General features: G+C 66.7%; 19 protein-coding genes, 1 tRNA gene and 1 pseudogene. 20 read left to right on the top strand and 1 reads right to left on the bottom strand.

Annotated features, from left to right (window positions below; all coding sequences use genetic code 11):
• Window positions 1-14 precede the first annotated feature (14 nt).
• From ispE to grxD, 7 genes are all read left to right on the top strand, one after another.
• Window positions 15-869: a 4-(cytidine 5'-diphospho)-2-C-methyl-D-erythritol kinase gene (gene ispE / locus G335_RS0100685; RefSeq protein ID WP_051080055.1), complete on the top strand. Its 855-nt coding sequence runs from the start codon at window positions 15-17 to the stop codon at window positions 867-869.
• 120 nt (window positions 870-989) lie between these two features.
• A tRNA-Gln gene (locus G335_RS0100680) sits at window positions 990-1064 on the top strand.
• Between the two features lie 145 nt (window positions 1065-1209).
• Entirely contained in the window at window positions 1210-2148 is a 939-nt protein-coding gene (locus tag G335_RS0100675) for a ribose-phosphate diphosphokinase (RefSeq protein WP_196799408.1), read from the top strand.
• 138 nt (window positions 2149-2286) lie between these two features.
• Window positions 2287-2988 (top strand): 50S ribosomal protein L25/general stress protein Ctc, encoded by a 702-nt coding sequence (locus G335_RS0100670; RefSeq protein WP_018169038.1) that lies wholly within the window; start codon window positions 2287-2289, stop codon window positions 2986-2988.
• Between the two features lie 24 nt (window positions 2989-3012).
• Window positions 3013-3642: an aminoacyl-tRNA hydrolase gene (pth, locus tag G335_RS0100665; protein ID WP_018169039.1), complete on the top strand. Its 630-nt coding sequence runs from the start codon at window positions 3013-3015 to the stop codon at window positions 3640-3642.
• On the top strand, window positions 3639-4733 hold the full coding sequence (gene ychF, locus G335_RS0100660; RefSeq protein WP_018169040.1) for a redox-regulated ATPase YchF: 1095 nt from the start codon (window positions 3639-3641) through the stop codon (window positions 4731-4733). Before pth ends, ychF begins: the two co-directional genes overlap by 4 nt.
• Window positions 4734-4816: 83 nt before the next feature.
• Entirely contained in the window at window positions 4817-5146 is a 330-nt protein-coding gene (gene grxD / locus G335_RS0100655) for a Grx4 family monothiol glutaredoxin (RefSeq protein ID WP_018145267.1), read from the top strand.
• Window positions 5147-5237: 91 nt separating this feature from the next.
• On the opposite strand, the gene rnt is transcribed toward grxD, so the two are convergent.
• A complete protein-coding gene (gene rnt / locus G335_RS0100650) occupies window positions 5238-5924 on the bottom strand; it encodes a ribonuclease T (protein WP_018145268.1) in 687 nt (228 codons plus the stop codon).
• Window positions 5925-6221: 297 nt separating this feature from the next.
• Between rnt and aceE the strand changes: the two genes are divergently transcribed.
• From aceE to G335_RS0100585, 13 genes and pseudogenes are all read left to right on the top strand, one after another.
• Window positions 6222-8885, top strand: coding sequence for a pyruvate dehydrogenase (acetyl-transferring), homodimeric type (gene aceE / locus G335_RS0100645; RefSeq protein ID WP_018169041.1), 2664 nt, complete (start codon window positions 6222-6224; stop codon window positions 8883-8885).
• Window positions 8881-10236, top strand: a pseudogene (gene aceF, locus G335_RS0100640) (dihydrolipoyllysine-residue acetyltransferase); the annotation flags it as partial. The gene aceE and the pseudogene aceF, both read left to right, overlap by 5 nt.
• Window positions 10237-10260: 24 nt before the next feature.
• A complete protein-coding gene (lpdA, locus tag G335_RS0100635) occupies window positions 10261-12048 on the top strand; it encodes a dihydrolipoyl dehydrogenase (RefSeq protein ID WP_018175602.1) in 1788 nt (595 codons plus the stop codon).
• Window positions 12049-12054: 6 nt separating this feature from the next.
• Window positions 12055-13035 (top strand): OmpA family protein, encoded by a 981-nt coding sequence (locus G335_RS0100630; RefSeq protein WP_018169044.1) that lies wholly within the window; start codon window positions 12055-12057, stop codon window positions 13033-13035.
• A gap of 57 nt (window positions 13036-13092) precedes the next feature.
• Window positions 13093-14316, top strand: a complete 1224-nt coding sequence (locus G335_RS0100625) for an argininosuccinate synthase (protein ID WP_018175601.1) — start codon at window positions 13093-13095, stop codon at window positions 14314-14316.
• Window positions 14317-14386: 70 nt separating this feature from the next.
• A complete protein-coding gene (locus tag G335_RS0100620; protein ID WP_018175600.1) occupies window positions 14387-16342 on the top strand; it encodes a diguanylate cyclase domain-containing protein in 1956 nt (651 codons plus the stop codon).
• Between the two features lie 42 nt (window positions 16343-16384).
• Entirely contained in the window at window positions 16385-17173 is a 789-nt protein-coding gene (locus G335_RS0100615) for a VacJ family lipoprotein (RefSeq protein WP_038084487.1), read from the top strand.
• A complete protein-coding gene (locus G335_RS0100610) occupies window positions 17170-17694 on the top strand; it encodes a hypothetical protein (protein WP_018175599.1) in 525 nt (174 codons plus the stop codon). The genes G335_RS0100615 and G335_RS0100610 overlap by 4 nt, the downstream gene beginning before the upstream one ends.
• The gene (mpl, locus tag G335_RS0100605) at window positions 17691-19088 is read left to right on the top strand and encodes a UDP-N-acetylmuramate:L-alanyl-gamma-D-glutamyl-meso-diaminopimelate ligase (RefSeq protein WP_018175598.1); all 1398 of its coding nucleotides are present in this window, start codon (window positions 17691-17693) and stop codon (window positions 19086-19088) included. Before G335_RS0100610 ends, mpl begins: the two co-directional genes overlap by 4 nt.
• The gene (locus G335_RS0100600) at window positions 19085-19720 is read left to right on the top strand and encodes a flavin prenyltransferase UbiX (RefSeq protein WP_018169050.1); all 636 of its coding nucleotides are present in this window, start codon (window positions 19085-19087) and stop codon (window positions 19718-19720) included. The genes mpl and G335_RS0100600 overlap by 4 nt, the downstream gene beginning before the upstream one ends.
• The gene (locus tag G335_RS0100595) at window positions 19717-20319 is read left to right on the top strand and encodes an LON peptidase substrate-binding domain-containing protein (protein WP_018175597.1); all 603 of its coding nucleotides are present in this window, start codon (window positions 19717-19719) and stop codon (window positions 20317-20319) included. The genes G335_RS0100600 and G335_RS0100595 overlap by 4 nt, the downstream gene beginning before the upstream one ends.
• A 56-nt stretch (window positions 20320-20375) precedes the next feature.
• Window positions 20376-20762 (top strand): thioredoxin, encoded by a 387-nt coding sequence (gene trxA / locus G335_RS0100590; RefSeq protein WP_018169052.1) that lies wholly within the window; start codon window positions 20376-20378, stop codon window positions 20760-20762.
• 184 nt (window positions 20763-20946) lie between these two features.
• Entirely contained in the window at window positions 20947-21888 is a 942-nt protein-coding gene (locus G335_RS0100585; protein ID WP_018175596.1) for an AEC family transporter, read from the top strand.
• Window positions 21889-22124 lie beyond the last annotated feature (236 nt).

Raw genomic sequence — 22124 nt, 5'->3', positions numbered from 1 at the left:
GCGGGGGGTTCGGGATGCCGTTTCCGGCCCCGGCCAAGATCAACCGTTTCCTGCACATCACTGGCCGCCGGCCGGATGGTTATCATGAGCTGCAGACGGTGTTCCAGTTCCTCGGGCTGGAAGACCGCCTGCGCTTCGATCCCCTGCCCGAGGGGCGCTTCGAGATGGCCGGCGAGGCCATCGATGGGCAGGACAACCTCTGCCTGCGGGCGGCCCGGCGCCTGGCCGAGGTGGCGGACAAGTCCTTCGGCGTGCGCATCCACCTCGAAAAGCGGATCCCGGTGGGGGGCGGCCTGGGTGGCGGCAGCTCCGATGCCGCCACCACGCTGGTGGCCCTGAACTACCTGTTCGATCTGGGGTGTCCAGTCGAGCAACTGGCGGCGATCGGGCTGGAGCTGGGGGCCGACGTGCCGGTGTTCGTCGCCGGACATGCCGCCTGGGCCGAGGGGGTGGGTGAGCGGCTTGCGCCGGTGGCCCCGGATACCGGCTGGATTCTGCTGATTGATCCGGGCGTTTCGGTTGCCACGGGGGCCATGTTCGGGTGTGCGGAATTGACACGCGACTGCGCCACCGAGACAATTTCGTCCGCGATCGATGCCGAGCGGTTCGTGAACGTGTTCGAACCGGTCGTTCGGGCGCGCTATCCGGAGGTCGATCACGCGCTGGCCTGGCTGGCGGATCAAAGCCCCCGGGCGCATTTGAGCGGGAGTGGCGGCTGTGTGTTCGGGATGTTTCCCGATGAGGGGGCGGCCCGGGCAGCGCAGTCCGCGCAGCCCGCCCCGTGGAAAAGCTGGGTGACGACGTTGCAGAACACGTCACCCTTGCAGGCCTGGTTACCGCCGTGCGGCGGTAACCCCGAAAAAGAATAAGTCCACGCAAGGGTGGCGCGCAGCGCCATCATCCTGCCGGCCCGGATCGGCAACGCCGATCCGCGGGATAGGCCGGGCACGGTGCCGGCCAGGCAGTACAATTAGAGTCCAGCGAGATATTGGGCCGTAGCCAAGCGGTAAGGCAGCGGGTTTTGATCCCGCCATGCGCAGGTTCGAATCCTGCCGGCCCAGCCAACAACCGCTTCGCGCCAGAAGGGCGCGAAGCAAAACCACCAAGACCCCGGTCCCGATCCGGGGTCTATAATTTGGAGCTCGGGCGTTCTAGCGCGCTCGCTCCACTCCATCCAGACCGGGACGAACCGTGGTCGACAAGAATCGCATGATGATCTTCGCGGGCAATGCCAACCCGCGTCTCGCCCAGGCCGTTGCGGAACACCTGGGGCTGCCGATGGGCAAGGCCATCGTGGGACGTTTCAGCGATGGCGAGGTGCAGGTCGAGTTGCTGGAGAACGTGCGCGGCCGCGACGTCTTCCTGATCCAGCCGACGGGGCAGCCGACCAACGAAAACATCATGGAGCTGGTGATCATGGTGGATGCGCTGCGCCGCGCCTCGGCCGGACGCATCACCACGGTGATCCCGTATTTCGGTTATGCGCGCCAGGACCGTCGTGTGCGCTCGGCGCGGGTGCCGATCTCGGCCAAGGTGGTCGCCAACATGATCGAGGCGGTGGGCGCGGATCGCGTGCTGACCATCGACGTGCACGCCGACCAGGTCCAGGGGTTCTTCAATGTCCCGGTGGACAACATCTATGCCTCGCCGGTGCTGCTGGGCGACGTCTGGCGGCATGTCTCGGGCGACCTGACCGTGGTGTCGCCGGATGTCGGCGGGGTGGTGCGGGCACGCGCCATCGCCAAGCGGCTGGATGACGCCGACCTGGCGATCATCGACAAGCGCCGCCCGCGCGCCAACGAGTCCGAGGTGATGCACATCATCGGGGACGTGCGCGGCAAGTCCTGCATCATCATCGACGACCTGGTGGATACCGCCGGGACGCTGTGCCAGGCCGCGAAGGCCCTGAAGGCACACGGGGCGCACTCGGTGATGGCCTATGCCACGCACCCCGTGCTTTCCGGCGCGGCAATTGATAATATAAACGGTTCGGCGCTTGACGAGCTGGTGGTGACCGACACCCTGGCCCTGCAGCCCAATGCGCAGGCCTGCGAAAAGATTCGTCAGCTGTCGGTCGCGGAGATGCTTGCGGAGACCATCCGCCGCATCAACCTCGAGGAGTCCGTCAGCTCGTTGTTCATGGACTAGGCCCGTGTGGGCTGGAGCTGTGGACCGCCGATAACCGATTTCGGGAGGCTTGCCTCCCATTCAGCGCCCCGCCTGGTCGCGGGCGGGGTGTTTCAAGGCGCTTCGGGTGAAGCGCCTTTCATTTTGGAGACCGTAGCAATGAGCATGAGCTTTACCATTGAAGCCGAGAAGCGTGACGAACAGGGTTCGAGTGCGAGCCGCCGCCTGCGTCGCGCTGGCAAGCTGCCCGCCATCCTGTACGGAGCGGACAAGGACGCCGTGGCCATCACGCTGGATCACAATGCGATGGTCCACAACCTCAAGGAAGATGCGTTCTATTCGCACATCCTGAGCGTGAAGCTGGGCGGCAAGACCGAGAAGGCGATCCTGCGAGATGTGCAGCGCCATCCGTTCAAGCCGACCATCTACCACGTCGACCTGATGCGCGTGAGCGCCAATCAGCCGATCCGCGTCAGCGTGCCGCTGCACTTCCACAACGAGGAAGAGTGCAAGGGCGTGAAGCTGGGCGGTGGCATGGTCAGCCGCATGATCAACGAGCTCGAGGTCGAGTGTCTGCCGGGCGACCTGCCCGAGTCCATCGATCTCGACGTGATCGAGCTGGATGTCGGTGACACCGTGCACATCTCCGAGCTGAAGCTGCCGGAGGGCGTGCAGAGCGTGGCCCTGATGCACGGCGAGGAATACGACTACGCCGTGGTCAGCGTGCTGCTGCCGCGTTCCGCGAAGGCGGAAGAGGAAGAGCTCGAAGGCGAAGCCGCGGAAGCCGAAGGTGGCGCAGAAGCCGAGGGTGGCGACGAGGCCGCTTCCGGCGACGAGTCGGAGTCCGGGGACAAGGAGTAAGCCTTGCGGCTTGCCGCCTGACTGATGGCGATCCAACCCGAACCGATCCGTCTCGTGGTCGGGCTGGGGAATCCGGGCCCGCGTTATGCCGAAACCCGGCATAACGCGGGTTTCTGGTTTGTGGACACCCTGGCCCGCCGCCATGGCACGGAGTTCCGCCCCGAGAGTCGCTTCGATGGTGAAGCGGCACGTCTGACCCTGCCGGACGGCGACTGCTGGCTGCTCAAGCCCATGAGCTTCATGAACAAGAGTGGCCTGCCGGTACGCAAGTGCGCGGATTTCTACCGCATCCCGCCCGCGGCCATCCTGGTCGTGCATGACGAGCTGGATCTCGATCCTGGCGTAGTGCGACTGAAGCTGGGCGGCGGCCATGGTGGACACAACGGGCTGCGCGATCTGCACCGCCACATGGGCGGGCCGGACTACGCCCGGCTGCGGGTCGGGATCGGCCACCCGGGGCATCGCGACGACGTGGTGCCGTTCGTGCTCGATCGCCCTGGGCGGGATGATGCCCGGGCCATCGAGGAGGCCATCGATACGGCCCTGGACCAGATCCCGGCCCTGGTGGCCGGGCGCTGGGACGAGGCCGTGCGCAATCTGCATGGGGGCGGGTCGAAGCCGGCCGGCTCCAAGAACTCCGAGGAAGCCCGATGAGTCTGAAATGCGGGATCGTGGGCCTGCCGAATGTCGGCAAGTCCACCCTGTTCAATGCCCTCACGCGCGCGGACATCGCGGCGGAGAACTACCCCTTCTGCACCATCGATCCGAACGTGGGCGTGGTGGAGGTCCCGGATCCGCGGCTGACGCGGCTCGCCGAGATCGTGAGGCCCCAGCGCACGCTGCCGACCACGGTCGAATTCGTGGACATCGCCGGCCTGGTCGCGGGCGCCGCCCAGGGCGAGGGGCTGGGCAACCAGTTCCTGGCGCATATCCGCGAGACCGACGCCATCGCACAGGTGGTGCGTTGTTTCGAGGATGACGACATCGTACATGTCGCCGGCAAGGTCGATCCGCTGGCGGATATCGAGACCATCAGCACCGAGCTGATGCTGGCGGACCTCGAGACGGTGAACAAGGCGCTTTCCCGTCTGGCACGTGCGGCCAAGTCGCAGGACAAGACCGCCATCGCCCAGTTGCAGGCGGCCGAGAAGGTGTCGGCGGGCCTTGATCAGGGCATTCCGGCACGGGCACAGGGTCTGGACGAGGACGAGCGGCGGGCCCTGTACGACCTGCACCTTCTGACCCTCAAGCCGGCGATGTACATTGCCAATGTGGACGAGGCCTCGCTGTCCGCTGGCAATGCCATGGTCGAGGCCGTGCAGGCGAAGGCGGCCGAGGAGGGCGCCGAGGTGGTCAGTGTCTGCGCCGCCATCGAGGCCGAGATCGCGGTGCTGGATCCCGAGGAGCGTACCGAGTTCCTGGCCGACCTGGGTCTCGAGGAGCCGGGGCTGGACCGGGTGATCCGGACGGCCTACCGCCTGTTGAACCTGCAGACCTTCTTCACCGCGGGCGAGAAGGAGGTGCGTGCCTGGACCGTGCGCCAGGGCTCCACTGCGCCGCAGGGGGCGGGGGCGATCCACACGGATTTCGAGCGCGGTTTCATCCGTGCCGAGGTAGTGGGGTACGACGACTTCGTCGGATACAACGGCGAGCAGGGCGCGAAGGACGCGGGGAAATGGCGCCTCGAAGGCAAGGAATACGTGCTGAGAGAAGGCGACGTGGTACATTTCCGCTTCAATGTCTGAGCGTTATACTAGGAAATAAGTTTGGGGCGTGCCGCGATGCGCGGCTGCGCCCTGTTTTGGCACCAAATTTCGGGAGTACAGTAATGGACGTAATGGATCGCATCCGCCAGCAGGTGGAAGACAATCCGGTGGTGATCTTCATGAAGGGCACCCCGCAGTTCCCCATGTGTGGGTTCTCCAGCCGTGCGGTGGAGGCGCTCAAGCGCTGCGACCAGGAATTTGGCTACGTGAACGTGATCGCGGATCAGGAAGTCATGCAGAATCTGCCGCGCTTCGCCGACTGGCCAACTTTTCCGCAGGTCTATATCGACGGCGAACTGGTCGGGGGCTGCGACATCACCCTCGAGATGTTCGAGAGCGGCGAGCTGAAGAAGATGGTCGACGAGGCCCACGCCAAGCGCGCGGCCAGCTAGGCTGAACTGGTCCGGCGGCCATGCGGCCGTCCGGCATATGACCCGTCACCCGGGCGCCCTTGTGGCGGCTCGGGCGGCGGGTTTTTTGCGTTCAACTCCCGGGCGGGAGTTCTTCCGGGTCGGGCAGGCGCAGGGCGTTTTGCGGCACCCCGATCCCGTCCTGCCAGCGGTTGGTGATCTGGCAGAAGATGTCCGCCGTCTTTTCCGCATCGAAGGCCGCGCTGTGCGCCGACTCGGTGTCCCAGCCCAGTCCTGCGGCGTCCGCCGCGCGCGCCAGCACGGTCTGGCCGAAGGCCAGTGCCGCCAGGGATACCGTGTCCAGGCTGCTGAACGGGTGGAACGGGTTGCGCTTGATGCCGCAGCGCTCGGCCGTCGCGTGCACGAAGCCCAGGTCGAAGTGGGCGTTATGCCCCACCAGCACCGCGCGCTTGCAGTGGTTGACCTTCACCTCCCGACGCACCTCGCTGAACACCTTGCCCATCGCCTGATCCTCGGGGTAGGCCGCGCGCAGCGGGTGGTAGGGGTCGATGCCGTTGACCTCCAGCGACTTCGGGTCCATTTCCGAACCCTCGAACGGCCGCACATGCACGCTGACCGTGCGGTCGCGCACCAGGTGGTCGTTCGCGTCGCGGCGCAGAAACACCGCAGCGATCTGCAGCAAGGCATGTCGGTGGCAGTCGAAGCCGCCGGTCTCCACGTCGACGACCACCGGCAGGAAGCCGCGGAAGCGGTTCGCCATCGGGCGGTGATTGGGGTCCAGCTGCAGAGTTTCGGGCATTGAGGTACTCGGTTTCGGGTGCGGCGGTGGTTCGGGATGTCGGCGGCGCCGGGCGGGGATTGTCCCGCGTTCCGGCTGTTCAGGCGGGTTGCGCGCACTTTGCGCACGTTCCCGCAGATTTCCCCGACGATCGGCGCCATAGCGGGCTTTCGCTTGACCTGTTGGCGGGACAGTCGGGATACTTGCGCCTTTTATGCCCGCCCAACACCGGCGCATGGTAGCAAATGCCCGCCTGCCCGGTGGCCCGGCCCCCGTAGTGGCAACCCGATTCCCAACCCGTTTTCAGGGGTAGAGCGCATGGACCCGAACGCGACCGAACACGATATCGACCCGCAGGAGACCCAGGAGTGGATCGACGCCCTGGCCTCCGTGCTGGAGACGGATGGCCCGGAACGGGCCCATGCCCTCCTCGAGCGACTGGTCGACAAGGCGCGCCGCAGCGGGGCCTACCTCCCGTACTCCGCCAACACTGCCTATGTGAACACGATCCCCACGCACCTGGAGCCGGAATATCCGGGCGATGGCGCGGTGGAGCATCGCATCCGTTCCTATATCCGCTGGAACGCGATGGCCATGGTGGTCAAGGCCAACCGCGCCTCCGCCGAGCTGGGCGGGCATATCGCGACCTTTGCCTCGGCCGCGACCCTGTACGACGTCGGATTCAACCACTTCTGGCATGCCCCTGCGCATGACCACGGTGGTGACCTGCTGTTTGCCCAGGGCCATTCCTCGCCGGGTATCTACGCCCGCGCGTTCATGGAAGGGCGCTTGAGCGAGGAGCAGCTGGACCACTTCCGCCGCGAGGTGGACGGCAAGGGCCTGTCCTCGTATCCGCACCCCTGGCTGATGCCGGACTTCTGGCAGTTCCCGACCGTGTCCATGGGCCTGGGTCCGATCATGAGCATCTACCAGGCGCGCTTCATGCGCTACCTGCAGGACCGCGGCCTGGCGCAGACCAAGAACCGCCGTGTGTGGAGCTTCGTCGGGGACGGCGAGGTGGACGAGCCGGAGACCCTGGGGGCGATCACTCTGGCCTCGCGCGAGAAGCTGGACAACCTGACCTGGGTGGTGAACTGCAACCTGCAGCGCCTGGACGGCCCGGTGCGTGGCAACGGCAAGATCGTGCAGGAGCTGGAGGCCATCTTCCGCGGCGCCGGCTGGAACGTGGTCAAGGTCCTGTGGGGCCGCTACTGGGATCCGCTGCTGGCCAAGGACACCGACGGCCTTCTGCAAAAACGCATGATGGAGGCGGTCGATGGCGACTATCAGAATTACAAGTCGCGCGACGGCGCCTACGTGCGCGAGCACTTCTTTGGCAAGTATCCCGAACTCCAGCGCATGGTGGCCAACATGTCCGACGAGGACATCTGGCGTCTGAATCGCGGGGGGCACGACCCGGTCAAGGTCTATGCGGCTTACAAGGCGGCAACCGAGCACACGGGGCAGCCGACGGTGATCCTCGCGCACACCGTGAAGGGCTATGGCATGGGCGCGGCGGGCGAGGCCCAGAACCGCACCCACAGCCAGAAGAAGATGGATTCGGACGACATGAAGCAGTTCCGCGACCGCTTCAATATCCCGCTGTCCGACGAGCAGGTGGAGAAGGCCGAGTACATCAAGCCGGATCCCGACTCCGAAGAGATGAAGTACATGAACGCGCGGCGCAACGACTTGGGCGGGCATCTGCCCGTGCGCCGGCCGCTGGCCACGCCGCTCGAAGTGCCCGGGCTGGATGCGTTTAACGGCCTGCTGGAGGCCTCCGGCGAGCGCGAGATGTCGACCACCATGGCCTTCGTGCGGCTGCTGACCCTGCTTGCCCGCGACAAGAAGATCGGCAAGAACGTGGTTCCGATCGTGCCCGACGAGGCCCGCACCTTCGGCATGGAAGGGTTGTTCCGTCAGCTGGGGATCTACTCCTCGGTCGGTCAGCTCTACGAGCCGCAGGACAAGGACCAGGTGATGTATTACAAGGAGGACAAGAAGGGCCAGATCCTGGAAGAAGGGATCAACGAGGCCGGTTCCATGTCCTCCTGGATCGCGGCGGCGACCTCCTACTCCACGCATGGCGTGGCAATGGTGCCGTTCTACATCTTCTACTCGATGTTCGGCTTCCAGCGCGTCGGCGACCTGATCTGGGCGGCCGGGGACATGCGCGCCCGCGGCTTCCTGATGGGTGCCACCGCCGGGCGCACCACCCTGGCCGGGGAGGGCCTGCAGCACGACGACGGCCACAGCCAGATGATGGCCGCCAACGTCCCCAACTGCATCGCCTACGACCCGACCTTCGCCTATGAACTGGCGGTGATCGTCCAGGACGGCATGCGCCGCATGTACGCGGAGCAGCAAAGCGTCTTCTACTACATCACCGTGATGAACGAAAACTACCCGCAGCCGGCCATGCCGAAGGGCGCCGAGGAAGGTATCCGCCGCGGGCTGTATCGCTTCCAGGCGGGCGGGCGCAAGAAAAAGAAGGTGCGTCTGCTGGGCTCCGGCACCATCCTGCGCGAGGCCATCGCCGCCGCCGAACTGCTGGACAACGACTTCGGCGTGGCCGCCGAAGTGTGGAGCGCGACCAGCTTCAACGAACTGGCCCGCGACGGCCGCGATGCCGACCGTCATGCGCGCCTGAACCCGGAGGCCAAGCCGCGCAAGTCCTGGGTGGAGGAGTGCCTGGGTGGTTCGGACGACCCGGTCATCGCCGCGACCGACTACGTCCAGGCCTACGCCGATCAGATCCGCGCCTTCGTGCCGGCCGACTACCGCGTGCTGGGCACCGACGGCTTCGGCCGCTCGGACACCCGCGCGGCGCTGCGCCGGCACTTCGAGGTCGATCGTTACCACATCGCGGTCACGGCCCTGAAGGCCCTGGCCGACGCCGGGACCGTCGAGGCCAAGACCGTCTCCGACGCGATCAAGAAGTACAAGATCGACGTCGAACGGCCCAACCCCTTGCAGGCCTGAGGCCGCCGGTACCGAGGCAGGAGCAGACATGAGCAACACGACTACCGTGCACGTACCGGACATCGGTGACTTCAAGGACGTCGAGATTATCGAGGTGATCGTGAGCCCCGGGGACACCGTTTCTCCCGAGGATCCGCTGATCACGCTGGAATCGGACAAGGCCTCCATCGAGATCCCGGCCCCGCAGGGCGGGACCGTGAAAGCAGTCAAGGTAAAGGCCGGCGACCGCGTCAACGAGGGCGATCCGATCCTGGAACTGGAACCCTCCGACGAGGGTGCCGCCGAGGACAAGTCCGCGAAAGACGAGCCGCCGAAGCAGGAAGCATCCTCTTCGGATGCCAAAGCCGAATCGGCCCCCGAGGCCGAAAAGCCGCAGCCCTCCGAGGCATCAAAGGCCGCCGACCGGGCCGACCCGCGCCCGTCGCCCACCGAGCACATCCGTGACGAGTCGGCCTTCCGCAAGGCGCATGCCTCGCCGGTGGTGCGCAAGTTCGCGCGCGAGCTGGGCGTCGACCTGAGCAAGGTCGACGGCTCCGGGCGCAAGGGGCGCATCCTGCGCGAGGACGTGCAGGGCTTCGTCAAGCGCGCCTTGAGCCAGGGCGCCGGTGGCGGGCTGGGGGTCGAGCCGATGCCGGAGATCGACTTCTCCGAGTTCGGCCCGGTCGAGACCCAGGCGCTGTCGAAGATCAACAAGCTCACCGGCAAGAACCTGCACCGCAACTGGGTCACCGTCCCGCACGTGACCCAGTTCGACGAGGCCGACATCACCGAGCTCGAGGACTTCCGCAAGTCGCTGAAGGCCGAGTACGAAAAGAAGGGCGTGAAGGTCACCTTCCTGCCGTTCCTGATGAAGGCGGTGGTCTCCGCGCTCAAGCAGTACCCGCGTTTCAACGCCTCGCTGGACGCGACCGGCGAGAACCTGATCATCAAGCAGTACTACAACCTCGGCATCGCGGTGGACACGCCGGACGGCCTGGTCGTCCCGGTGGTGCGCGACGTGGACCGCAAGAGCCTGGTCGATATCGCCTCCGAGCTGATGGACCTGTCCCAGCGCGCCCGCGACAAGAAGCTCAAGCCGGCGGACATGCAGGGCGGCTGCCTGACCATCTCCAGCCTCGGCGGGATCGGCGGGACCCAGTTCACCCCGATCGTGAATGCCCCCGAGGTCGCGATCCTGGGCGTGTCGCGCTCCAGCATGAAGCCGGTCTGGAACGGCAAGGAGTTCGAGCCGCGCCTGATCCTGCCGCTGGCACTGTCGTACGATCACCGGGTGATCGACGGCGCACTGGGCGCGCGCTTCGCCACCACGCTGAGCGGGCTGTTGTCCGACATGCGCCGCATGCTGCTGTAACTGAATTCGAACCGGAGCGAACGGATGAGCCAGACCAAGACCATCGAGGTCCCGGACATCGGGGATTTCAAGGACGTCGAGATTATCGAGGTCCTGGTACAGCCGGGCAGCGACATCGCGCCGGAAGACCCGCTGATCACCCTGGAGTCCGACAAGGCGACCATCGACGTGCCCGCCCCCGAGGCCGGCACGGTGAAGAAGCTGCACGTGAAGGTCGGGGACAAGGTGTCCAAGGGCAGCAAGCTCCTCGATCTCGAGGCCAGTGGCGACGCTGCGGGCACCGAGGAGCAGGGCGCTTCCGGCGGTGATGCCAAAGCCGAATCCGCGAAGGCCGAATCCGGCGCCGCCAGTGAGCCGAATAAGGCCGCGGCCCCCAAGGCGGCCGCCGACCCGAACACCGACAGCCAGTGCCAGGTGCTGGTGTTGGGTTCCGGTCCCGGTGGTTATACCGCCGCCTTCCGCGCCGCGGATCTGGGCCTGGACGTGGTGATGGTCGAGCGCTACCCGGAGATCGGCGGGGTTTGCCTGAACGTCGGCTGCATCCCGTCCAAGGCGCTCCTGCATGCCGGCGAGGTGCTGCACGAGGCCGAGCGCTTCGCCGCGCTGGGTATCAAGTTCGGCGAACCGGAGATCGATCTGGAGGGCCTGCGAGGCTACAAGGGCGGCACGGTCAAGAAGCTGACCGGCGGGCTCAAGCAGCTGTGCAAACAGCGCAAGGTGCGCGTGGTCCAGGGCGTCGGCGAATTCACCGGCGCCAACAGCATCGCAGTGGAGGGCAATGACGGCCGCGAGGTGATCGGCTTCGAGCACGCGATCATCGCGGTCGGTTCGCAGGCGATCAAGCTGCCCGGCTTCCCTTGGGACGACGAGCGGGTGATGGATTCCACCGACGCGCTGGACCTGGCCGAGATCCCCGAGCGCATGCTGGTGGTCGGTGGTGGCATCATCGGTCTGGAGATGGCCTGCGTGTACGAGTCTCTGGGCTCCAAGGTCACGGTGGTGGAGCTTTCGGACACCCTGATGCCGGGCGCGGATCGCGACATCGTGCGCCCGTTCGAGAAGCGCGCGAAGAAGCGCTTCGAGAATATCTTCCTGAAGAGCAAGGTGTCCGAGGCCAAGGCCACCAAGGCCGGGATCGTCTGCCAGTTCGAGGGCGAGGCCAAGGGCCTGCCGGAAGAAGACACCTTCGATCGTGTGCTGGTCGCCGTGGGCCGCAGCCCGAACGGGGCGAAGATCAAGGCCGAGGCGGCCGGCGTGCAGGTGAGCGAGCGCGGCTTTATCGAGGTCGACAGCCAGCAGCGCACCAACGTCGAGCACATCTTCGCCATCGGCGACGTGGTCGGCCAGCCGATGCTGGCGCACAAGGCCACTCACGAGGGCAAGGTTGCCGCCGAGGTGATCGCCGGGCACAAGGTCCACTTCGATGCACGCGCGATCCCGTCCGTTGCCTATACCCACCCCGAGGTCGCCTGGATGGGCGTGACCGAGGAGCAGGCGAAGGCCGACGGTATCGAATACACCAAGGGCGTGTTCCCCTGGGCCGCCTCCGGGCGCGCGATCGCGCTGGGTGCCGAGGACGGCCTGACTAAACTGCTGTTCGACGCGGATGGCCGCGTGATCGGAGCCGGTATCGTCGGCCCGTCCGCCGGCGACCTGATCGGCGAGGCGATGCTGGCGCTGGAGATGGGCGCCGAGATGGAAGACATCGGTCTGACCGTGCACCCGCACCCGACGCTCAGCGAGACGGTGGCCTTCGCCGCCGAGGCCGCGCACGGCTCGATCACCGATATTCTGCCGCCGAAAAAGCGCTAGCGGGTCATGGCCCGCTTGCGCCAGTGGCTGCGTTGCGCACTCCCGGGATTGGTGCTGCTGGGGGTGGGTATGGCCACGGCGGGTGCTGCGCCCTACAGCGAACCGCTGGAGCGTAGTGACTGGCAGCTGACCGAGGAAGATGCCGCCTGTCGCATCCAGCAGACCGTGCGTCACGGCGGTACGCTGCGTTTCGAGGCCCGGCCGGGCCTGTTGACCGCAGTCTTCTGGCAGGCCCCCTACGCGATGCCGGCGGGCGTCGCGCCGCGGCTGCGCACCGGCGCGCCGGAATGGCTGCGCCCGGCGACGCAATCGCCGCTGGATGTGCGGTTGCAGCCCCGCGACGCCCGCCTGTTCCGGGTCCCCCAGGCGTTGGCGCAGCCCCTGAAGGCCCGTCTTCTGGCCGGCCATGACGCGCGCATCGATTTTCCCGATGGCGACGACTCGGTGCACTTCCGGGGTATCCGCTTTGCCCTGCGGGCGCGGGATTTCCGCGCCTGTTACGGGGAGCAGGACACGCCTGCCGCGACCCCGGAAGCGGGGGCCCTGGACCGCTGGAGTGTCTATTTCGAAACGGGTAGCCATCGTCTGGATGCCGAGGCGCGTGAGGTCTTGGAACAAGCAGCCCGCATCTTGGCCGATTCGGAAACGCCCCGCATTCGGGTGGTCGGCTGGACGGATGCTGCCGGCCCGCTGGAGATCAACCGCCCACTCAGCCGCAACCGAGCTGAGGTGGTGCGCGATGCCCTGGCGGAGGCCGGTCTCTCGGCTGCACGGGTCGAGATCGAGGCCCCTGGCGTGGATCCGGCCGCCGATGGCGCGCGCCAGGCCTCGCGGCGCAGTGATATTTGGTGGCTGGATACGGGCGATTCGGGCGCGGGCGGCGCATCGGTTGAGGTGCTGCCGGGCGCCGGCACGGAAGAGCCTGAGGGCCACAATCCGCGCCCCGATTCGGCCCCGGCTGCGCCCTCCGAGACCCCGGCGTGGTAGTGACGCTAGCCGTCAAAACGACTATATCTTTACCTTAGGAAAAGGATAGAAATTCTTATGAGCTCCTCGATCAAGCGCGTCGTCCTTGCATACTCCGGCGGTCTGGATACCTCGGTCATCCTCAAATGGTTGGAAGATCAGTACGGCTGCGAGGTCATTACCTTCACCGCCGATCTGGGTCAGGGTGAGGAGGTCGAGCCGGCCCGCGCCAAGGCCGAGGCCCTGGGTGTGAAGCAGATCTACATCGAGGATCTGCGTGAAACCTTCGTGCGCGATTACGTGTTCCCGATGTTCCGCGCCAACACGATCTACGAGGGCGAGTACCTGCTGGGTACCTCCATCGCGCGTCCCTTGATTGCACGGCGCCTGGTCGAGATCGCCGAGGAGACCGGGGCCGATGCCATCGCCCACGGCGCCACCGGCAAGGGCAACGACCAGGTGCGTTTCGAGCTGGGCGCCTATGCGCTGAAGCCGGGCATCAAGGTGATCGCCCCCTGGCGCGAGTGGGACCTGAACTCGCGCGAGCGCCTGATGGCCTACGCCGAGCAGCACAACATCCCGGTGGACTACAAGAAGCAGGGCACCAAGTCGCCGTATTCGATGGACGCCAACCTGCTGCACATCTCCTACGAAGGTGGCCCGCTGGAGGACCCGTGGACCGAGGCCGAGGAGGACATGTGGCGCTGGTCGGTCTCCCCGGAGGCCGCGCCGGACGAATCCGAGACCCTGGCCATCGGCTTCGAGAAGGGTGATCCGGTCTCGATCAACGGCGAGCGCCTGAGCGCGGCCGAACTGCTCGCGAAGCTCAATGAGCGTGGCGGGGCCCACGGTGTTGGCCGGCTGGATATTGTCGAAAACCGCTATGTCGGCATGAAGTCCCGCGGCTGCTACGAGACCCCGGGTGGCACGATCCTCTTGCGTGCCCGCCGGGCGCTGGAATCCATCACCCTGGACCGCGAGGCCGCGCATCTGAAGGACGAGCTGATGCCGCGCTACGCCAGCATCATCTACAACGGCTACTGGTGGAGCCCGGAGCGGCGCATGCTGCAGGCCGCGATCGACGACACCCAGGGCGTGGTCAACGGCGAGGTGCGCCTGCGCCTGTACAAGGGCAACGTGATCGTCGCGGGTCGTCGCTCCGAGGACACCCTGTTTGATGATGCCATCGCCACTTTCGAGGATGACGCCGGCGCCTACGACCAGAAGGACGCCGAGGGCTTCATCCGCCTGAACGCGCTGCGCCTGCGTATCGCCGCCAGCCGCAACCGCAAGCCGACATGACATGAGCGGGGCGGGCCGCCAGCGCTCCTCATTGAGGGTTGCCCCGCTCCGGCGCCCGGGAATCGCGTGGATGTCTGGTGGCCTGGCGGTGCTCCTGCTCTGTTGTCTGTTGCTGTATCCCTCGGCGCCCTTGTTCGCGGAGGAAACGGCGGCGGTGGACGAGCAGCGGCTGTTCCTCGGGGTGCTCGCCCACCGCGGCGACGATGTGGCACGCCAACGCTGGACGCCATTCGTCGAGTACCTGTCAGAGCAGATCGACGGGGCCCGTTTCGTGCTGGAGCCGGTGGACAACGACGGGTTGCAGGCGGCCGTAGCAGACAAGCGCTTCGATCTGATCCTGACCAACAGCGGTTCCTACGTGATGTTGGAGCAGCAGCACGGGATATCGCGCATCGCGACCATGCAGCCGCGTCAGGTGGGCCGTGACGAGGACCGTTTCGGGGCCGTCGTGATCGCCCGCGCCGATCGGGATGACCTGGTGGAGCTGGACGACCTGCGGGGGCAGCGCTTGTCCGCGGTGCATCCTGATGCCTTTGGGGGCTGGTGGATGACCTGGCGCGAATTGCAGGCGGCCGGGCTGGACGTCGAGAGTGATCTGGCGTCGGTGGTATTTACCGGCTTCCCGGTCGGCCGCGGCCTCGACTGGGTGCTGCAGGGGGAGGTCGATGCCGCGACCTTCCGGACCGGCATCCTGGAGGACCTGGAGGCACGTGGCGATCCACGGGTGGAGCAGGTCCGGGTGGTCGGCGAGCGCGCCTTCCCATCGTTCACTTACCGCGCCAGTACCCGTTTGTACCCCGAGTGGCCGCTGGCGATGCGTGGTGACCTGGATACCGGGCTGGCGCATGCCATCCTGCTGGCGACCCTGTTGCTGGATGAGGAACATCCGGCAAGTCAGGCGGCCGGCATCGGCGGCTGGGCGGCACCCCGGTCCTACGAGGACGTGCACGGGCTGATGTACGAACTGGGGGTTGGCCTGTATGCGCCGCAGCCCTTCGATATCCTGGTCTGGCTGCGTGGCAACATCCTGTGGCTGGTCTCGGCGCTGGCAGTGGTCGCGCTGCTGGCGCTGTTGTATGTCTCGCGGGTCCACACCCGGGTGCGCCGCTCCGGGCGCAACCTCGAGCGCAGCATGGACGCGATCCCGGATGCGGTGATCACCCTGGATGCGCGTGGCGGGATCTCCTATGTCAACCCCGCGGCCCGCGAGCTGGCGGGGCTGACCCGGGACCAGGTTCTGGGTTGTTCCCTGGATCAATTGCTCGACTTGCGCGAACTGGGTACCGGCCAACCCCTGCTGCCGGCGGATGCCCGGGGCGAAGCGCTGAACCAGGCCCTCGGCGAGCGTTCGGATGCCCGTCTGGTCCGGCGTGACGGTCACGAACTGATCGTGCGTATCGCCCGTACCGCGCTTGACCCGGTAGCCGGCAGTTCCGTGCGGACCCTGCTGGTGCTGACGGATGTCTCCGAGGAACGCAGGCTGGTGGATCGGCTGGTGCACGAGGCGAGCCACGATGGCCTCACCGGCTTGTTGAACCGGCGCGCCTTCGAGCGCGAGCTGGAGATTGCCATGCATGCCGCCCGCGACAACCGTGCGGTGGCCAGCCTGCTGCTGGTGGACCTCGACTACTTCAAGGACGTGAACGACCACCATGGCCATCGGGTCGGCGACGAACTGCTGCGCCAGGTCGCTCATGTGCTGCGCCAGCTTACCCGTGGTCACGATGCCGTGGCGCGGATTGGGGGTGACGAATTCGCCGTGATCGCGCGCGATACGAACGCGGAGTATGGGCGTATCCTTGGTCAGCGGATCTGCTCGGCCCTCGCCGACCGGCCGTTGCAGGTGGAGGCCCGGGAAGTCACCATTGGCGCCTCGGTGGGCGTGGTCGAGCTGGGACCGGACGTGCCGGGGGTGGACGAGGCCTTTGTCGCCGCGGATCGCGCCTGTTATCAAGCCAAGGATCAGGGCCGTGGTCAGGTCGGGGTTGCCCGCAAGGCGGACATCTACCCGATCACCGGGGCCTGAGCGTAACCGGCTCGGCGCCGGATCGAAAAGTTAAGGAATCACATGTCTGTTGTCTCCTGTTTGCGCCCGGGCCTGCTGGCCCTGATGTTCCTTGGCCTGGCCGGTTGCGCGACGGTGCCCAGCGAGGACCGCCACCCCGATGATCCCTGGGAGTCCTACAACCGGGCGGTGTTCGAGATCAATCAGGACTTCGACGAGTCGCTGCTGCGCCCGGCCGCAGTGCAGTACCAGCGCCTGCCGCAACCGGTGCAGACCGGGGTGGGCAACTTCTTTTCCAACCTCAATGACTTCACGGTCCTGTTCAACAACCTGTTGCAGGGCAACCTGGAAAACGCCGCCTCGGATACCGGGCGAATCATGTTCAATTCGACCTTCGGACTGTTCGGGCTGATCGACGTCGCCTCGCCCATGGGGCTGGACAAGAACAACGAGGACTTCGGCCAGACACTGGGCGCCTGGGGCGTGGCGCGAGGCCCCTACCTCCAGCTGCCCTTCCTCGGACCGAGCACGGCACGGGATGCCCCGGCGCGGCTGGTGGATGGCTACACCAGCCCGCTCTATCACACCAACCTGCGCGACGATCACACCGGGTGGTGGATCGGCCTGATCGCACTGGACGTGGTCGACATGCGCGCCGGCTTGATCCCGACCGAACGCATGCTGGCGCAACTGTCCGACGACCCCTACATCGCGATGCGCCAGGGTTACCTGCAGCGCCGGGACTTCCTGGTGCGGGGCGGCACGCCGGATGGCGAGGCCGATGCCATGCTGGACGAACTGGATGAGCTCGAGGCGCTGGAGGCCATGGAGGCCGAGGAGAGCGAACGTTGAACGGCCTTGCCGCGATGCTGAACATCCTGCGCCTGCGCGCCGGGCCGCAGGACTTGCCGGCGGATAACGGCACGCTGATCTTCTGGGTCGGCATCGCCCTGATCGCCGGCATGGTGATCGGGATCCCGTTGTACGGCTTCGGCCAGGCGCTGGCACTGAACGTGATGGACCTGGTGGTCCTGTATGCCTTTGTCGCCATCCTGCTGAGCATGCAGGGCGTATCGGATCGCTGGCGCCAGACCTTCACCGCGATGGCGGGGACCGGCGCGGTCCTGGGCTTGTTGATGGCGTTTCTGATGGTGCTGGCGGGCGGACCCGATCCGGCGCGCGAGCCGGAGGAGGTCGCCACCGGGGTCGTGTTCGGGATGCTGGTGCTCCTGGCCTGGTTGCTGCTCGTTTTTGGTCACATCCTGCAGCAGGCGCTGGGGTTGGGTTCGCGTCTGGTGGGAATGCTGACCGCACTTGGCTATATCGTGGTCTCCAGCGTGGCCACCCAGACCGCGATCGGGTTGTTCCAGTGACCGGCGGGCAGCTCCACGTCCTCGGGATTGGCGGGACCTTCATGGGCGGGCTGGCCCAGTTGGCGCGCGCGCAGGGGTATGCGGTCACGGGTTCCGACCAGAAGCTGTACCCGCCCATGAGCGATCAGCTGGAACAGGCCGGGATTGCCTACCACGAGGGCTACGACCCCGGCACGCTGCCCGACGCGGGGCCCGTCGTGGTCGGTAATGTAATGCGCCGCGGCATGCCCGTCGTCGAGGCCCTGCTGGATCGCGGGCTGGACTACACCTCGGGCCCGCAGTGGCTGGCCGAACACATCCTTCGTGATCGCTGGGTGCTGGCGGTGGCCGGTACCCATGGCAAGACCACGACCGCCAGCATGCTCGCCTGGATTCTTGAATACGCGGGGATGAGCCCCGGCTTTCTGATCGGCGGGGTCCCCGGCAATTTCGGGGTCAGTGCGCGCCTGGGGGATGCCCCGTTTTTCGTGATCGAGGCCGACGAATACGACAGCGCGTTCTTCGACAAGCGCGCCAAGTTCGTCCATTACCGCCCGCGCACCCTGGTCCTGAATAATCTCGAATTCGACCACGCCGACATCTACCCCGACCTGTCCGCGATCGAGCGCCAGTTCCATCACCTGGTGCGTACGGTGCCGGGGCAGGGGCGTATCCTGATGCCGGCCGGTGATGCCGCACTGGAGAGGGTGCTGGAGATGGGGTGCTGGACGCCGGTGGAGCGCCTCGCGACCGACCCTGAAGGCGACACTGGAAATGCGACCCCCGCGCTGGCCGCGCGCGCCCTGAACCCCGAGGCCTCGGTCTTCGAGGTGCTGGCCGATGGCGTGGCACAGGGGCGGGTGGAATGGTCGCTGACCGGGCGTCACAACCTGGCGAATGCCCTGGCGGCCCTGGCCGCCGCTCGGCATGCCGGCGTTCCGCTGGCTACGGGCCTGGCCGCCATGCCGGCGTTTCGCGGCGTTCGTCGGCGTCAGGAGCTGCGTGCCGAGATCGACGGCATCCGGGTGATCGACGACTTCGCCCACCACCCCACGGCGATCCGCCTGACCCTCGAAGGGCTGCGCGGACAGGTGGCGCCGGGTGGGCGTCTGGTGGCGATCCTCGAGCCGCGTTCCAACACGATGCGCATGGGGGTGCACGCCGAGGCCCTGGGTACGGCGCTTGCGCAGGCCGACGCAGTGCATCTGTACCATGCCCCGGAGATCGACTGGTCCACCGAGGGCCTGCAACAGCAACTCGGCGAGCACCTGTCCGTGGCGCGCGATATCGAATCCCTGCTGCAGGGGATTCTTGCCACCGTTCGATCCGGCGATACGCTGGTGATCATGAGCAACGGAGGCTTCGACGGGTTGCACCTGCGCCTGATTGACGCCCTGCAGGGGACGCCCGCATGACCGAACGCCCGCGCAGCATCTCTCTGGCCCTGACCGGCGCCTCCGGTGCGCCCTATGGTTTGCGCCTGTTGCAGTGCCTGGTCGAGTCCGGCGTCCAGGTGCACCTGATGCTGTCGAAGCCGGCCCAGGTCGTCCTCGGGCTGGAAACGGACCTGAATTTGCCCGGCCGCCCGGTGGAGATTGCGCGCTACTTCGCCGACCGCTATCAGGCGGCCCCCGATCAGATCCACTGTTACGGGCCCGAGCAATGGACCGCCCCGGTCGCCAGTGGCTCGGCCGTGCCGGAGGCCATGGTGGTCTGCCCCTGCACCACCGCCACCGTGTCGGCCATCGCGACCGGTGCCTCGCGCGGGCTGATCGAGCGTGCCGCCGACGTGGTGCTCAAGGAGCGGCGCAAGCTCCTGCTGGTGGTGCGCGAGACGCCGTTCTCCGAGATCCACCTGGAGAACATGCTGCGTCTGGCGCGCATGGGTGCGGTGGTGATGCCGGCCAATCCGGCCTTCTATCACCGTCCGCAGTCCATCGATGACCTGATCGACTTCATGGTGGCGCGGGTGCTGGATCACCTCGACGTCGAGCACGCCCTGGTGCCGCGCTGGGGCGCGGCCCCGGAGCCGGGAGAGGATGCATGACCACGCTGCCGCTGTTTCCGCTGAACACGGTGTTGTTCCCCGAGGGGTTGCTGCCGCTGCGGATCTTCGAGACCCGCTATCTGGACATGGTGCGGCGCTGCCTGCGCAGCGATGGTCGCTTCGTCATCGTGGCGACCGAACCGGAACGCGAATCCGGTGAACTCCCGTCCGAGACGGATCCCTCAGCGGGTTTCTACAGTGTCGGCACCGAGGCGGTCATCGTGGACTGGGACCAGCGCCCCGACGGGTTGCTGGGGATCCTGGTCAAGGGCGAGGGCCGGCGGGTCATCCACAATGCCCGGCACGCCGATGACGGTCTGTGGCTGGGTGATGTGGAGCCCTTGCCGGAGTATCCCGAGGTGAGTCTGCCGGTGGATTATGCCTCGCTGGCCGATCTGCTGGAGCGCTTGCTGGACCAGCTGGGTACGCCCTGGTCGCACCTGGAACGGCGCTTCGACGACTCGACCTGGGTTGCCGCGCGGCTGACCGAACTGCTCCCGATCGACCTCGAAATCAAGCAGCAATTGCTGGAGGCGGACGACCCGATCGAGCGTCTGGAACGCCTGCGAGCGGCCATGCTCGCAGCATCGAAATCCTGAAAGCGGCCGCGGAGGCTGGTAAGGTTCGGGGACATTTTTAACCGGAGCCCGCCATCATGGCCGTTCAGGAACTCACGCAGGACACCTTCGAATCCACCATTACCGGGAATGACATCGTCATCATGGACTTCTGGGCCCCCTGGTGCGGCCCGTGCCAGCAGTTTGCCCCGACCTTCGAGGAGGCCTCCGGCAAGCACCCCGACGTGGTCTTCGCCAAGGTGAATACCGACGAAGAGCAGGCCATCGCCGGCGCCTTCCAGATCCGTTCCATCCCGACCCTGATGATCTTCCGCGAGCAGATCATCGTGTTCTCCCAGCCGGGCGTGCTGTCCGCCGGTCAGCTGGACGAGGTGCTGGGCAAGGTGCGCGAGCTGGACATGGAGCAGGTGCGTGCCGACGTCGAGCGCCAGCAGCAGGAACAGGAGCAGGCCGGGGGCGCGTAAGCCGCCTCTGACAACGGTTTCCCGCGGGCCAAACCCGCGAGATCGAACCCGGCCGGGGGCGTCGCCCCGCCGGGTTTTTTTGTGTGGGGCGCGTGCCAGGATCGTAGAATGACCGCAAACCCCTGCGCCATGCGCGAAAGGATGCCGTCACCATGTCCCAGCACCCCGAGGCCGGACGCCTGCCATGTTGAGCGTGATGACCCAGATGGGGGCGCTGATCGTCGCGGGCGTGGTCTGGCGCGCCCTGCAGCCGGGTGGTCTGGATGCGGATACGACTCGCCGGGTCCTTACGACCCTGGTCTACTACCTGTTGCTTCCGGCGCTGGTCCTGCAGGTGCTGTGGGTGGCCCCGCTGGGCCTCGACTCCCTGCGTATCGCCCTGGTGGCGGGCCTCACGGTTCTGGCGATGGTCGGTGTCACGTTGCTGGCCTGTCGCGTCTGCATGGCGGAGCGTGCGGCGATCGGCGCGATGCTGCTGGCGGCTGCCTGGCCCAATGCCACCTATCTCGGTCTCCCGGTGCTCGACAGCCTGTTCGGCGAGCCTGGCCGCGCGGTGGCGATCCAGTACGACCTGTTTGCCTGCCTCCCGCTGGTACTGACACTGGGCGTGCTGCTGGCGCGGCGCTACGGCGATCCCGAGGCGGTACGCCTGTACGGGGGCGGGAGTCCACTGCGCGGGCTGGCGGCGGTGCCGTCGATCTGGGCGGCGGTGGTGGGTGTGGCGCTGAATCTCGCCGGGGTCCCATTGCTCGACTGGCTGGACGTCTTTCTCGGCTTCCTGGCGGACAGCGTGGCCCCGCTGATGCTGTTCTCGCTGGGGCTGGCGCTGGTATTCAATCGCTTTCGTGGACGCGATGCCCGGCCTCTGGCGGTGGTGGCCGTGGTCCAGCTGATTCTGGCCCCCATCTTCGCGTTGGGGCTGGTGCTGTGGACCGGCCTCGAGGGTGTGCCCGGTGTCGGATCGGTGCTGGAGGCGGCGATGCCGGCGATGGTCCTGGGACTGGTGTTCTGCGATCGCTTCCGCCTGGACACCGGCCTCTACGCGGCCGCGGTCACGCTGACCACGGCGCTGTCGTTGGTCACCCTGCCCCTGTGGTTCGCTCTCGCCACCCGACTCATCGCCTGACCATTGAGGCTCCGTGCGGTCGGCTTTCGCATGTCCGCTAGGCTGGCCCTGGCTCATCGTTCGGTGTTTACGGTGCCTTCGTCTGGCCGCCTGCCAGGCGCTCTCTCGCGAGCGCGCCGCGAGGTACTTTCTTGCTTGCCCAAGAAAGTACCCAAAGAAGGGCACCCGGATTCCGCCCGGGAACCTTGCTCCAGGGCCCTCGGGCCGGCGGCGCTGAACTCGCTGCGCCTTCGGCT

This window comes from Thioalkalivibrio sp. AKL8 (assembly GCF_000380525.1).
Classification (GTDB): domain Bacteria; phylum Pseudomonadota; class Gammaproteobacteria; order Ectothiorhodospirales; family Ectothiorhodospiraceae; genus Thioalkalivibrio; species Thioalkalivibrio versutus.
Note: the sequence above shows the minus strand (reverse complement) of the source record. Positions and strands in the feature narration are given on the sequence as shown.